This window comes from Labrenzia sp. C1B70 (assembly GCF_000475395.1).
In the GTDB taxonomy this organism is placed as follows: domain Bacteria; phylum Pseudomonadota; class Alphaproteobacteria; order Rhizobiales; family Stappiaceae; genus Roseibium; species Roseibium algicola.
Genome location: NZ_AXCE01000034.1, coordinates 586,199 through 598,308 on the forward strand (window position 1 = coordinate 586,199; position 12,110 = coordinate 598,308).

Sequence of the window (12,110 nt, forward strand, 5' to 3'; positions counted from 1 at the left end):
ACCTTGTCACCTGCGCCATGTCTGGCAGCGAAGCTGCCTAAATCTTGTCGTCAAGCCGCCTGATGACGTGCTTGCGGATTGAGCCTGCCGACGATTTTCGGCCACAGCTCAAGGAACCTGTCGATATCGGCGCCGCTGGTATTCCACCCCATGCTGATACGCAAGGCGCAGCGGGCAAGATCTTCCGGAACGCCCATGGCTGTCAGCACATGAGACACGGACACCTTGCCGGAAGAACAGGCTGAACCGGATGAAACCGAGATATGGTCGAGATCGAAGGCGATCAGCGCGGTCTCTGCCGGAATGCCCGGAACGGCAAAGCAACAGGTGTTGGACAGTCTTTCAGCCTTGTCGCCAAAAATAACTGTCGAAGGACAAATCGCGCACAGCCCGGCTTCGAGCTTCGCCTTCATATCGCTCAGATGGCGCGTATCGGCCGATTCTTCAAGAGCGGCCTTGCTGGCAATGCCGAAGCCGGCGATTGCCGAGACATTCTCCGTGCCGCCACGGCGCCAGTTTTCCTGACCACCGCCAACCATGAGTGGCGCAGGTACACGGGCCGTTGAACGCACCACAACCGCGCCAATGCCTTGCGGACCACCGAACTTGTGAGCAGACAGCGTCAGGACATCTGCCTTCCAGCTTTCCAGATCGATCGGCATCCGGCCGGCAGCCTGAACCGCGTCGACGTGAAAGAAGTGGCCGTGTCTTTCGGCAATGGCACCGATTTCGGCAAGAGGCTGGATGACACCGGTTTCATTGTTGGCAGCCATCACGGAAATGAGGCTTGGCCCAGCGTCCTTGACAGCCAGTTCGAGGGCACCCAGCTCAACACGGCCATCGCTGTCGACAGGTATGACCACCTGATCGGAAACCGCAAAGCGTCCGCCAGTCATCACGGAAGGATGCTCGATAGCGCTCCTGAACAACTTGTCGAGGTAAACGGGCGCTCCCTGGTCTTGCCAGGCCGGTGATAGCGCCGTCATGTTCGCTTCCGTTCCGCCGGACACAAATGTCACAGCACGGTTCCTGGCGTTGCAAAGACGGGCAACCTGTTCGCGTGCGGTTTCAATGCGTCCACGCGCCTTGCGGCCGTGAGCATGAACGGAGGATGCGTTGCCTGCATCATTCAGCACCTCGATCATGACCTCACGCGCGGTTTCGCGCAGAGGCGCGCCGGCGTTGTAGTCCAGATAGATCGGGGCTGACTGCTGCTGCATAGCGCCTCTTACGCTTGAACTCGAGTTTCGCAAAAATCGAATTTTCGCTTTATTATCAGTCACATGTGCGAAAAACCTTGAATTTTTCCGCCATGATGACGATAACTGCCCCCAACCGGTCGAACCGAGCATCGTCTGCCTGTTGAGGGATGGTGCGAACTTTCGAATAATTCTAAACAGGGTTCTAGAAACTCGGAGACAAAGAGTCAAGTTTAGACTTACGGGAAACCACGTATCGTGAGCCCAAATTACCGCGCGATCTTCTTCTGCGCGACAAAATGACAAGGACATAGCGTTTCATGCCTGAGGTGATCTTCAACGGTCCCGCCGGCCGGCTTGAGGGCCGGTTCCATCCCGCCAGAAAACGCAACGCGCCCATTGCCCTGGTTCTGCATCTGCATCCGCAATTCGGCGGCACGATGAACAACCAGATCGTCTACCAGATGTACTACATGTTCGCCCGGCGCGGATTTGCAGTGCTGCGTTTCAACTTCCGCGGCGTCGGCCGGTCGCAAGGCTCCTTCGACCATGGCCAGGGCGAACTGTCCGATGCAGCGGCGGCTCTCGACTGGGTGCAGACCGTACACACAGACGCCCGCGCCTGCTGGATTGCCGGTTTCTCGTTCGGTGCCTGGATCGGCATGCAGTTGCTGATGCGCCGCCCTGAAGTCGAAGGCTTCATCTCTGTCGCCCCACCGGCAAACCTGCACGACTTCTCTTTCCTGGCCCCCTGCCCGTCCTCCGGCCTGATCATTCATGGTGATAACGACAAGGTCGTTCCGCAGAAGGATGTGCAGACGCTGGTCGACAAGCTGAAAACCCAGAAAGGCATCGTGATCGATCATGAGACCATTCCGGGAGCCAACCATTTCTTCGAAAACGATATGGACGAGCTCATGCAGCGTTGCGGCACATATGTGGATGGGCGGCTTGGGCTGACGCCATCCGATTACGTCGACATCGACTGACACGACACCGAAGCCCGCCTCCCGGCGGGCTTTTCATTTGTCCGAACGCCTGCGGTTCTCATGCCCGTCTCAACAGACAGTCTCGTCATCCGCTCGGCAAAGTCCGAAGATTTCCAGGGACTTTGCGCGCTCTATGCCCAACTGATTTCCAACGACATTGCCGCTGATGATGATTTTCGCCTCGAAACTTTTCACCAGATCCTGACGCAACAAAGTGTCGATTTGCTTGTCGGAGAAATGGAAGGCACATTGGTTGCGACCTGCATGCTGATTGTCGTGCCTAATCTGACGCGTGGCTGCGCACCATTCGCCCTTGTTGAAAATGTCGTTACACATGCCGACTGTCGGGGGAGCGGAATTGGAAAGGCACTACTTCGTGTTGCCACCGACAAGGCGTTTTCGGCCGGATGTTTCAAGGTGATGTTGCTGTCGGGTTCAGCCAACAAGGACGCTCATCGGTTCTACGAGAACCTCGGGTTCACCACCTCCAAGACTGGCTTTGAATTGCGCGCTCCAGGGTACCCTGCACGCAATTGAGAGCAACCGCCAAGTCCCTGTAACAATTAGCAGACTGGACAGACCGGTATTTGCCTGCCTTGATTTCCCAGATTGAGAACCGGGAGGCGTGAACACGATGGCCGGCTACTTCGGGACGGAACAGCAAATCAAGCTCCAGCAGCGAGCGGAAGAACGTTACGGCTGGACCATGAAGACGCCCGGAGCCTGCTGCAATGTACGCACGCTCGGTACGGACGACCCTGATGCCCTGGGGTTCAACTCCATTTTCGAAGTACTGGCAGAAGATGGCGTGTTCGGATTTCGTCTGCTTGAAAAAGCCCGTCAGCCCGACCTGGAAAACGCTCTGACAGAAAACGGTTACCGGCTGGACACCTGGGATGTCTTCGTCGGCGACACAAATGCGATCCGCGACGCAACAAGGCCGACCCTTTCAACCGCCCTTCCAGGCGGCATTCGCGCATTTTCAGAGCTTGACGGCGCAGAGGGTCCGCTGACGCGTTCGTTCCAGGAATTCATGGTAACGGCTGGAATCGCTCCGTTCTCAGGATCGTTTCTGAATGGCGATCATGGTGCGGTTGTTTCCGTCGGCTTGATGGATGACGCAGGTTGCCTTGCCGCCTGTGCCCACGCCTATCTGCCGCACAATCATCACAGCCCCTATCACAAGTATGCCTGGGGTGGTCTCGTTGCCGTTGCGCCTGAACATCGCGGTAAAGGGCTCGGCACTTACGTCAATGCGCTGATGGCGGACGCTGCACTGACACGACTTTCAGCGACACATGTCTATGAACTGGTAGCGGCAACGAACACAACATCGCGCCGAATGGTCGAAGGTTGCGGGCTGTCTTTGTCGCAAGAATTCTATTCCGGGCTCGCGACCAGGGGAGCAGAACGGTTTACGCGATAAGACCCAAAGCTGTTTTCCGACTTCTGCCTACCCCTGGAAGGGTTTCGGACGCGGTACGCCCGGACCAGTATCCAGACCGTCGTCAGGTCCAGCCAATGGGTCTTCGCCCTCTGCAACGGTGCCTTTGATCGGAGGACCGGCATAATCTTCTGGCGGCGGAACGCTTGAGGCAAGTTTACAATCGGTCAGCCAGATATCGTACACGGGGTGCTCAACCGCGTGGAGGCCCGGGCTGGCTGCAAACATCCAGCCGGAATAGATCCGCCGTACTTCGTTGTTGAGCGTGATTTCATCGACCTGAACAAAACCGGTCGTGAGAGGCGATTCTGTCTGAGGGCGCGTGTGACAGACCCTTGGCGTGACCTGCAGCGCACCGAACTGGACCGTTTCACCAATGTAAACATCGAAGGAGATGATACGTCCGGTGATCTTGTCGAGGCCCGAAAAGACGGCGACCGGGTTTTCGATCTTTTGAGCGTTTGCAGAAACCAGGGGCATGACCATCGCCATCGCCGCGATTCCAAGGCCTGCGCCCAGGCGCTTTACCGCTTTCATCGTGTCAAACTGGTCCGCCATCAGCTTCAATTCGATTCCTCAGGTGCTAAGCATACGTGTGTTCTTTTATGCGGCGCTAGCACCGAATTGCGGCCCGGAAAAGACAAAGCTCGTTCCGGGCCGAGAAATGATCTAGCCGATTTCCGCCAGACGACCGAGCGCCGTTTGGACCTTCTCCAGCTTTTCCTTGGATTCGGCAACTTTTTCGCGTTCGCCGTCAACAACCTCTTCGGGGGCCTTGGCAACGAATGCCGGGTTGGAAAGCTTCTTCTCGATCTTCGAGATCTCTCCTTCCAGCTTGCCGGCTTCCTTCTGAAGTCGGGTCTTTTCTGCACCAAGGTCGATGACCCCGGCGAGTGGCAGACAGACCGTGGCTTCGCCAACAATAATCTGGGCCGCTCCGGAGGGAGCTGCATCAGCCAGGGAAACGGTCTCTGCCCTTGCCAGACGAAGAATGGCAGATTCGTGGGTCTTGAGCCGAGCCTTGGTCTGTTCACTGGCCCCTGTGACGACCACGGAGACCTTCGCACCTGCCGGAATGTTCATTTCCGCGCGAACCGATCTGATTTCGGAAATCAGATCCACGAGCCAGTTGATCTCACCTGCCGCAGCCTCATCGGAAACCTTGGGCTCCGGCCAGGCAGTCAGCATCAGCAAGCCATCATGCGCGTTGCCTTCGTCTCCGAGACGCTCCCACAGTTCTTCCGTCAGGAACGGCATGATCGGATGCAGGACCTTCAGGATTTCGTCCAACGCCCATGCTGCCGTTGCCCGGGTTTCAGCCTTGGCAGCTTCATCATCACCGTTGAAGATCGGCTTTGCGAGTTCCAGGTACCAGTCGCAGAACGTGTTCCAGGTGAACCGATAGGCAGCACCGGATGCATCGTTGAACCGGAAATCCTCTAGCGCTGAGGTCACCTCGGCGATACAGCGGCTTGCTTCCGTTGCGATCCAACGGTTGAGCGTGTGCTTGGTTGCTGCCGGGTCGAACCCTTCCATCCGGGCACAGCCGTTCATTTCGGCGAAGCGGGCAGCGTTCCAGAGTTTGGTGGCAAAGCGCTGACCGCCTTCGGCTGCCTGGTCGGACATCCGAAGCATTCTGCGGGCCTGAACCTCCTGGCTCGCAAGCGCAAACCGGGTGGCATCGGCGCCGAAACGGCCGATCAGATCGAGAGGATCGATCACGTTGCCGGTCGACTTGGACATTTTCTTGCCCTTGCCGTCAACAACGATCGAGTTGAAGTAAACCGTGTGGAACGGCACTTCGTCCATGAAATGAATGCCCTGCATCATCATCCGGGCAACCCAGAAGAAGATGATGTCGAGACCGGTGATGAGCACATCCGTCTTGTAGTAGCGCTCGAGTTCCGGCGTCTTGTGTGGCCAACCAAGCGTCGAAAACGGCCAGAGCGCAGAGGAGAACCACGTGTCCAGGACGTCCTCGTCCCGCGTCAGCGCCTTGCCGCCTGCCATTACAACGGCCTCTTCCTCGGAATGTGCGCAGTATTCCTTGCCATCTTCATCGTACCAGACAGGGATCTGATGGCCCCACCAGAGCTGGCGGGAAATACACCAGGGCTGAATGTCGTTGAGCCAGTTGAAATAGACCTTGTCGGCGTTGCCGGGAATGAGCTTGGTCGTGCCGTCCTGAACGGCTTTCAAGGCGGGAGCCGCCAGTGTCTTGGCATCGACAAACCATTGGTCCGTCAGCATAGGCTCTATGACCACCTTGGAGCGGTCTCCGAACGGCTGCATGATCTTCTTGGATTCAACCAGCGGCAACCGCTCCGGCGCTTCCGCGCCTTCCTCCAGCGGACGAACGACGGCCCGGCCAAGCGTGTTCCATTCAGGGGCCTGCCCCTTCATCCAGGCAACGTCCGGATGATCCGCCGGCGCCGTAACTGCCAGACCTTCCGCCGTGATCTGTTCAATAACGCGTTTGCGCGCCTCGAACCGGTCAAGTCCACGCAGATCGTCCGGAACGATGTTGATGAGATCGACCTCTTGAATGGTCATCTCTGCGCCATCGATGATCGCCTGGGCCTTGGCGGCCTCTTCGACATAAGGCGCACCATCGGCGCGCATCGCACCCTTGGTGTCCATCAGGCGGTACATCGGGATCTTGTTGCGCTGAGCGACACCATAGTCGTTGAAATCATGTGCACCGGTGATCTTGACCGCCCCCGAGCCGAAATCCGGATCCGGATATTCGTCGGTGATGATCGGGATCAGACGGCGATGTTCCTTCGGCCCGACCGGGATTTCGCAGAGTTTGCCGACAATTGGCTTGTAACGCTCATCGTCCGGATGAACGGCAACGGCACCGTCACCCAGCATGGTTTCCGGCCGCGTCGTGGCAATCGAAATATAGTCACGGGTCTCGCGAAGGGTGATGTTCCCCTCTTCGTCTTTCTCGACGTATTCATAGGTCGCGCCACCGGCCAGCGGGTAGCGGAAGTGCCACATGTGTCCGTCGGTTTCGATGTTCTCGACCTCGAGATCCGAAATGGCTGTCTCCATCTTCGGATCCCAGTTGACGAGCCGCTTGGACTTGTAGATCAGGCCCTCGTTGTAGAGGTCGACAAAAACCTTGCGGACGGCCTCCGACAGGCCTTCGTCCATGGTGAATCGCTCACGTGACCAATCGCATGATGCGCCCAGACGCTTGAGCTGAGCGATAATCGCGCTGCCGACTTCTCCCTTGTAGCGCCACGCACGCTGCACGAATGCCTCGCGGCCGATCTCTGTGCGGCTCGGCTCGTTGCGTTCGGCCATCTGTCTTTCGACAGCGATCTGAAGCGCGATCCCCGCATGGTCGGTGCCCGGCTGCCAAAGGGTGTCAAAGCCCTGCATGCGCTTCCAGCGGATCAGGATGTCCTGAAGCGTGTTGTTGAGAGCATGCCCCATGTGCAGCGAACCGTTTACGTTCGGCGGCGGAATTACGATGGAAAAGGAGGCTGCGCCCTCTTTGGCACCAGCTCCGGCCTTGAAGGCCTCCGCCTTTTCCCAGGTTTCGTAAATCCGCGGCTCAACGCTGGCCGCATCGTAGGTCTTATCCAGCATCAGGGTCACTCAATGGGAGAATGAATTTCGATTTTCGTGAAGCACCGTGTAAATCGGATGCGCTGCCGCAAGTCAACCGCCTATGCGGGGCAAACCTGCTGCCCGGTAGCGCTTTTGATAGGTGAAGTACCGGTCTGCCGATCAGAACTTGGGTTGAATGACGTTTGCTGCGATAAGCGGGTCATGACCGTTTCAATCCGTCCGCACCACCTGCTTTGCATGCTGACCTATCTGGGCAAAGGCTATACGCCGGCCTTTGTCGAAAATTACAGCACAATCGTTCAGCGCCTGAATGAAGGTGAACCCATTGAGCTGGTAGAAGGTCCTGACACCTTGTGCCAGCCAATGTTGGACGAACCGGGTTGCCATTGTCGAAATGAAAGCGTTCGCAACCGGGACCGGACAGCGGCCGCTGATATTGCACTGGTGCTCGGACGCCCTCTTGAAAAGGGCAATTCCATCATTTTGGACCGACAGACCCTGTCTTTTCTGAGGGATGCGTTCTCAAACGGTTCAATCCGCAAGGCTTGCCAAGGCTGCGAATGGCAGAATATGTGCTCAGCGATTGCCAGAAACGAATTCAGGGGATGCCATCTGACACCCCCTGACTGAAATCTTCGGACAAATCCGGCCTAGCGCCGGCGCGTCACGCGCTGAATTTCCTTTTGAACCATCTGCTCGACCATGCCAGGCAGGTTCTGGTCCAGCCATGCCTTCAGCATCGGCCGCAGCATTTCCTTGACCAGCTCCTCAACAGTCTGCGCCTGCGAGCCAACAAACATGTTCGACAGGTTGTCGAATGCCGCGTGAACGGCTTCACCGGTGTTCTGCGATGTCAGAGGGGCATCGTCCGCCACATTCGGCAAATCGTCAGGCACCGGCCGAGCGGCCATCACAGGCTCAGGGTCGAAAACAGGTTCCGGTTCGGGGTCAAATTCAGGAGCAGGTGGAGCCGCGAAGGAAATGTCTCCTTCGTCGCCGTCCAGGTCCTCTGCCATTCCTTCGACAATGTCCATCGCATCATCGTCAGGAATCGCCAGTTCCTCGGTCAGCTCCAGAACGTCTTCGCCTTCGTCCTCTTCGGCATCCGCAGCCATGGCTGCAGCCATGTCATCCGCGTCGTCGTCTTCTACCGGAAGGTCGTCTTCATCATCGTCGCTGCTCATGTCGAACAGCTTGTCGAGATCGTCCTGGGACATTTCGGAGGCATTGCCCATATCGTCCGCCGCCTCTTCTTCTACTGGTGTCTCTACGGGTTCGCTGCTGCCGCTTTCGCCGTCTTCGGCTCCCTGGGAGTCCTCATCGGATATGATTCGGCGGATCGACGCGAGGATTTCCTCCATCGACGGCTCATCAGCCTTCTTCGCCTGCGCCATGACTTCCCCCGTACTTACCGGCTACGCTCAGGAACAGTCTGTTCCATCAAAATGATTCGTTAACCGAAATTATGCGGGTCAATAAGAAACGCGCAAAGTGAACGCGCCCCGAAGCATCGCCTTATCCCCTTTTTAGTCGGGAATTACCGATCAAGGGTGGAATTCGGCCAGGCGTTTCACGTCATCCTTCGTAAATTTGTCAGGATGTTCAGCCGAATAACAAAAGCGGCTGAAGATCTTTCGACCATCAGCCGCCATCGTGAAGAATATAAGTTACCAGTTTCTTACCGGCCATCCGGAGTGCGCAGACCAAACCACTGGTCCCGCACAGCCTCGTAATGCTGCTTCGGATTGTAGCGGGCAACGTTGAGGCCAAGTGATTCAGCGTCCAACCGGCCAATCGAAGCAACCAGCTGATATCCGCTGACAATCCGGTTGCGCTGCGCTGTTACGAGATTGGACTGCTGAATGACCAGTTCGCGCTGAGCGTCAAGAACGTCGAGCGTGGTGCGCTGACCGACGCGCTGCTCTTCAATAACGCCTTCCAGAGCCAGCTGCTGTGCTTCGACAGCGGCCTGGGCTGCAACGATGGAAGCTTCTGCCGCCTGGTAGTTACCCCAGGCGGAAATGACGTTGGCGCGAATCTGATCGCGCGCCACATCCAGCTGCAGACGGGTCTGGCCCAGTTCTTCCTTGGCCTGCCGCACACGCGACGACACGCCACCACCCTGATAGAGCGGAATGCTGACGTTACCGAAGATCTGCGCATTATCGCTGTAGTCGGTCGTTGCAGACGGGTTCCACGATCTGGAAATGCTGCCATCCAAGGTGACGGTCGGCAGAAGTTCGCCTTCGATCGTCTTGGTGTTGAAAATGGCGGCATCGACAAGGTGTTGCGCCTGACGGATCAACGGCTGATGTGTTTCACTCAGCTGCATCGCCTCGTCAATGGACTTGGGAACGTAGCGGCTGATCGACGTATCCGCCGACAGGCTGCGTGCCTCAACGCCGATCACCTGACGGTAGATGGCGCGGCTTGTATTCAGGTTGGCCATCGCGGTGTTGAGGCTGGCGCGGGCTTCGGCAGCGCGGGCTTCTGCCTGGCTGACGTCCGTCCGGGTACCCTCACCTACGTCGAACCGGTCACGTGCGGCTCTTACCTGTTCCTGAAGGAAGGCAAGGTCGCTGCGCTGAAGCGATACCAGAGCCGTATCCCTGATCACATCCACGTAGGACGTTGCCGCATCCAGCAGCGTGTCCTGCTCCGTCGACATCAGGCTTTCACGCTGAGCACGCACGACAGCTTCTGCCTGACGGGTGGAATTGATCGTCCGGAAGCCGCGGAACAGGGTCTGACTGATCGTCAGCGAGATCGACGCATTGTTGCGATAGTCGATCGCCGAGTCGGCCCCGGCTGCGAGGCGTCCGGCCGCTGCGGATGCTGTCACGGTTGGCCGCCAGCCCGTCAGTGCCTGAGGCACATTCTCATCCACACCACGAAGCTGCGCACGCGCCGCGTTCAAGGTGGGATTGTTCGAATAGGCAAGCGCCAGCGATTCTCTGATGGTTTCAGCATCAGCGGGAGACAGGGAGGCACCGGTCAAGGCGGTGGCGGAAACGCCACCCAACAGGCCAATAGCAATGGTCAAAACTTTTAGAGTTGAACGACCAGACACCCCACACTCCTTCCGGGTCAACCTACTTGATCCTGTTGAGTAAACTGATGGGTGTTATTCTTCAACCGTTTGAGAGCGGATAATTGCGAATTTCCGCGAGTGCGGCTTAATGGCAACAAGTTATCGCTGCGTTAAGCCATTTCTCCGCTTTTAAAGCAAAAACCCGCCATCATTCGGCGGGTTTCTGTCAGTCCGGACCAAATTGATCGCTCAGAAAACGAATTCGTCAGCCTTGTCGAAGCCAGGAAGCACGCTAACGGAGGCATTGAAACCGAATCGGCTGCTCACCGCAGAACCCGATTTCTGGTAGAGTTTGGCGACGCCAGCACCACCGCGTCCTTCAATCACTGCCAGACGTCCTGTCGGCTTCAGCTGGTCAGTCAGAGCCTTTGGCAGCACCTCGACGGCTCCGTCCACGAAAATGACGTCGTAAGGGCCTTCGGAAGAATAGCCTGCTGCCAGAGCACCTTCCACAACAACCGCATTTTCGATGCCGAGATCGACCAGAACCTCGGTTGCCGTCTTGGCAAGGTCCGGATTTTCCTCAAGAGCCACGACGGAAGCAGCAAGTTTGGAAACGACTGCAGCGCTGTAACCGGTGCCAGCTCCAATGACCAGAACGACATCGCCTTCCCGGATATCCGCCAGTTGAACCAGCTTTCCGAAAATATGCGGCTTCATCAGCATCCGGCCGGTTTCGACTGCTCCGATCGGCAGATCTTCGTCGATATAGGCAACGGCACGTTTGGATGCGGGAACGAAGCGCTCGCGCGGCACCACTTCCATTGCGTCCAGGATCCGGTGATCGGTCACATCGTTGGTGCGCAGCTGGTTATCCACCATCTTGCGGCGGGACTGATTAAAGTCCGTCATATCGGCCCTCACTTTGACATGCCGGATTACCGGCGCCTCTTGAGAAACGTTCATTAGCGATGCAAAGGCTGCCTGACAAGTATGCGCGCGAGCAGATCCTGCGATGGCACCCGGTTTCTGCGGAAAATAAGCAGCAACTCATGGCTTTCCTCAAATCGATAATCGGCAACGGTGGAAATGTGTACGACGTTGAAAACAGGGCTTGACCAAATCGCGCAACTGTTTGATAAGGCGCGGCACACCACCTAGGGGCCCTGTGGCGGAGTGGTGACGCAGCGGATTGCAAATCCGTGTACACCGGTTCGATTCCGGTCGGGGCCTCCAGACACTTTTTCAGATCATTGCATGTTTTCAGGCGTTCGTTGTCTTGAACGAAGCCGATGCTACATCTTTCCCTTGCGTCATGTTAGCTTCTGGCCAGAAGCCTTGAAAAAGGGGATGTGCCATGAAAACACCAGGTGGAAGTCCGCCAGCGCCAGGCAAACCGGCGCGAGTGATCACGACATCAACCATGAAACGCGTTGAACCGCCCCGGCCGCGCAAGACACCGCAAGCGGTTTCCGCCAGCGACAATACCGCGGCTCTTGTGGAAGCCTTGCGCCAGCGCATCAATGACCTGGAAAACCGAATAGCTGATCTGGAAAGCGTGATTTCGCTACAGAACCAGGATGTCATCATCAGTGCGCCGAAAAGCGTGCTCATCCAGGGCATGGACACTGTCGAGATCTCGGCCGGCAGCAAATTCAAGGTTTCTGCCAGCATGACCGAGACAAGCACTCCCATCGCCAGGTTTTCCGGCATTCTTGAGTGCGACATAGTCAAGGCGAACACGGTGATGGGTGCTGCCTATACGCCTGGCGCGGGTAACATCTGGTAGTTTTTGGCAAGGACCCGGGTGTCGATCGTTCCGCAGGTGCCCCATCCGCATTTATCCTGCCTTGACCGACCGCTGC

At 57.3% G+C, this 12,110-nt stretch carries 11 protein-coding genes and 1 tRNA gene; 6 read left to right on the forward strand and 6 right to left on the reverse strand.

What is annotated here, in order from left to right:
- Positions 1 to 50: 50 nt before the first annotated feature.
- The gene (locus Q666_RS57220) at positions 51 to 1,220 is read right to left on the reverse strand and encodes a cysteine desulfurase family protein (protein WP_022998746.1); all 1,170 of its coding nucleotides are present in this window, start codon (positions 1,218 to 1,220) and stop codon (positions 51 to 53) included.
- 299 nt (positions 1,221 to 1,519) lie between these two features.
- On the opposite strand from Q666_RS57220, the gene Q666_RS57225 reads away from it, so the two are divergent.
- The 3 genes from Q666_RS57225 (at position 1,520) to Q666_RS57235 (ending at position 3,614) form a co-directional block, all read left to right on the forward strand.
- Entirely contained in the window at positions 1,520 to 2,188 is a 669-nt protein-coding gene (locus tag Q666_RS57225; protein WP_022998747.1) for an alpha/beta hydrolase, read from the forward strand.
- A gap of 60 nt (positions 2,189 to 2,248) precedes the next feature.
- Positions 2,249 to 2,725, forward strand: a complete 477-nt coding sequence (locus tag Q666_RS57230) for a GNAT family N-acetyltransferase (RefSeq protein WP_022998748.1) — start codon at positions 2,249 to 2,251, stop codon at positions 2,723 to 2,725.
- A 97-nt stretch (positions 2,726 to 2,822) separates the two neighbouring features.
- Complete coding sequence (locus Q666_RS57235) at positions 2,823 to 3,614, forward strand: GNAT family N-acetyltransferase (RefSeq protein WP_022998749.1); 792 nt, start codon at positions 2,823 to 2,825, stop codon at positions 3,612 to 3,614.
- Positions 3,615 to 3,641: 27 nt separating this feature from the next.
- Here the strand turns inward: Q666_RS57235 and Q666_RS57240 are convergent, their stop codons facing one another.
- Together Q666_RS57240 and Q666_RS57245 are read right to left on the reverse strand one after the other, a co-directional pair.
- Positions 3,642 to 4,124 (reverse strand): DUF2155 domain-containing protein, encoded by a 483-nt coding sequence (locus tag Q666_RS57240; RefSeq protein ID WP_088665247.1) that lies wholly within the window; start codon positions 4,122 to 4,124, stop codon positions 3,642 to 3,644.
- Positions 4,125 to 4,301: 177 nt separating this feature from the next.
- The gene (locus tag Q666_RS57245; RefSeq protein WP_022998751.1) at positions 4,302 to 7,232 is read right to left on the reverse strand and encodes a valine--tRNA ligase; all 2,931 of its coding nucleotides are present in this window, start codon (positions 7,230 to 7,232) and stop codon (positions 4,302 to 4,304) included.
- 219 nt (positions 7,233 to 7,451) lie between these two features.
- Between Q666_RS57245 and Q666_RS57250 the strand changes: the two genes are divergently transcribed.
- Positions 7,452 to 7,844, forward strand: coding sequence for a DUF1284 domain-containing protein (locus tag Q666_RS57250; protein WP_286133743.1), 393 nt, complete (start codon positions 7,452 to 7,454; stop codon positions 7,842 to 7,844).
- A gap of 20 nt (positions 7,845 to 7,864) precedes the next feature.
- Here the strand turns inward: Q666_RS57250 and Q666_RS57255 are convergent, their stop codons facing one another.
- The 3 genes from Q666_RS57255 to Q666_RS57265 all read right to left on the reverse strand — a co-directional run bounded on the left by Q666_RS57255 (position 7,865) and on the right by Q666_RS57265 (position 11,157).
- Positions 7,865 to 8,608 (reverse strand): DUF2497 domain-containing protein, encoded by a 744-nt coding sequence (locus Q666_RS57255; RefSeq protein ID WP_022998753.1) that lies wholly within the window; start codon positions 8,606 to 8,608, stop codon positions 7,865 to 7,867.
- Between the two features lie 284 nt (positions 8,609 to 8,892).
- Positions 8,893 to 10,284, reverse strand: coding sequence for a TolC family outer membrane protein (locus tag Q666_RS57260; RefSeq protein WP_228148040.1), 1,392 nt, complete (start codon positions 10,282 to 10,284; stop codon positions 8,893 to 8,895).
- A gap of 210 nt (positions 10,285 to 10,494) precedes the next feature.
- The gene (locus Q666_RS57265; RefSeq protein ID WP_031268553.1) at positions 10,495 to 11,157 is read right to left on the reverse strand and encodes a protein-L-isoaspartate O-methyltransferase; all 663 of its coding nucleotides are present in this window, start codon (positions 11,155 to 11,157) and stop codon (positions 10,495 to 10,497) included.
- 250 nt (positions 11,158 to 11,407) lie between these two features.
- Between Q666_RS57265 and Q666_RS57270 the strand changes: the two genes are divergently transcribed.
- Both Q666_RS57270 and Q666_RS57275 read left to right on the forward strand, forming a co-directional pair.
- Positions 11,408 to 11,481 (forward strand) — tRNA-Cys (locus Q666_RS57270).
- Between the two features lie 187 nt (positions 11,482 to 11,668).
- Positions 11,669 to 12,034, forward strand: coding sequence for a hypothetical protein (locus Q666_RS57275; protein ID WP_022998757.1), 366 nt, complete (start codon positions 11,669 to 11,671; stop codon positions 12,032 to 12,034).
- Positions 12,035 to 12,110 lie beyond the last annotated feature (76 nt).

Excerpts from the sequence above, each read along its gene's own strand:
- Q666_RS57275 (WP_022998757.1), top strand. The coding sequence starts at position 11,669 with ATGAAACGCGTTGAACCGCCCCGGCCGCGCAAGACACCGCAAGCGGTT.
- Q666_RS57240 (WP_088665247.1), bottom strand. The coding sequence starts at position 4,124 with ATGGCGATGGTCATGCCCCTGGTTTCTGCAAACGCTCAAAAGATCGAA.
- Q666_RS57225 (WP_022998747.1), top strand. The coding sequence starts at position 1,520 with ATGCCTGAGGTGATCTTCAACGGTCCCGCCGGCCGGCTTGAGGGCCGG.
- Q666_RS57265 (WP_031268553.1), bottom strand. The coding sequence starts at position 11,157 with ATGACGGACTTTAATCAGTCCCGCCGCAAGATGGTGGATAACCAGCTG.
- Q666_RS57255 (WP_022998753.1), bottom strand. The coding sequence starts at position 8,608 with ATGGCGCAGGCGAAGAAGGCTGATGAGCCGTCGATGGAGGAAATCCTC.
- Q666_RS57235 (WP_022998749.1), top strand. The coding sequence starts at position 2,823 with ATGGCCGGCTACTTCGGGACGGAACAGCAAATCAAGCTCCAGCAGCGA.
- Q666_RS57230 (WP_022998748.1), top strand. The coding sequence starts at position 2,249 with ATGCCCGTCTCAACAGACAGTCTCGTCATCCGCTCGGCAAAGTCCGAA.
- Q666_RS57220 (WP_022998746.1), bottom strand. The coding sequence starts at position 1,220 with ATGCAGCAGCAGTCAGCCCCGATCTATCTGGACTACAACGCCGGCGCG.
- Q666_RS57250 (WP_286133743.1), top strand. The coding sequence starts at position 7,452 with ATGCTGACCTATCTGGGCAAAGGCTATACGCCGGCCTTTGTCGAAAAT.
- Q666_RS57245 (WP_022998751.1), bottom strand. The coding sequence starts at position 7,232 with ATGCTGGATAAGACCTACGATGCGGCCAGCGTTGAGCCGCGGATTTAC.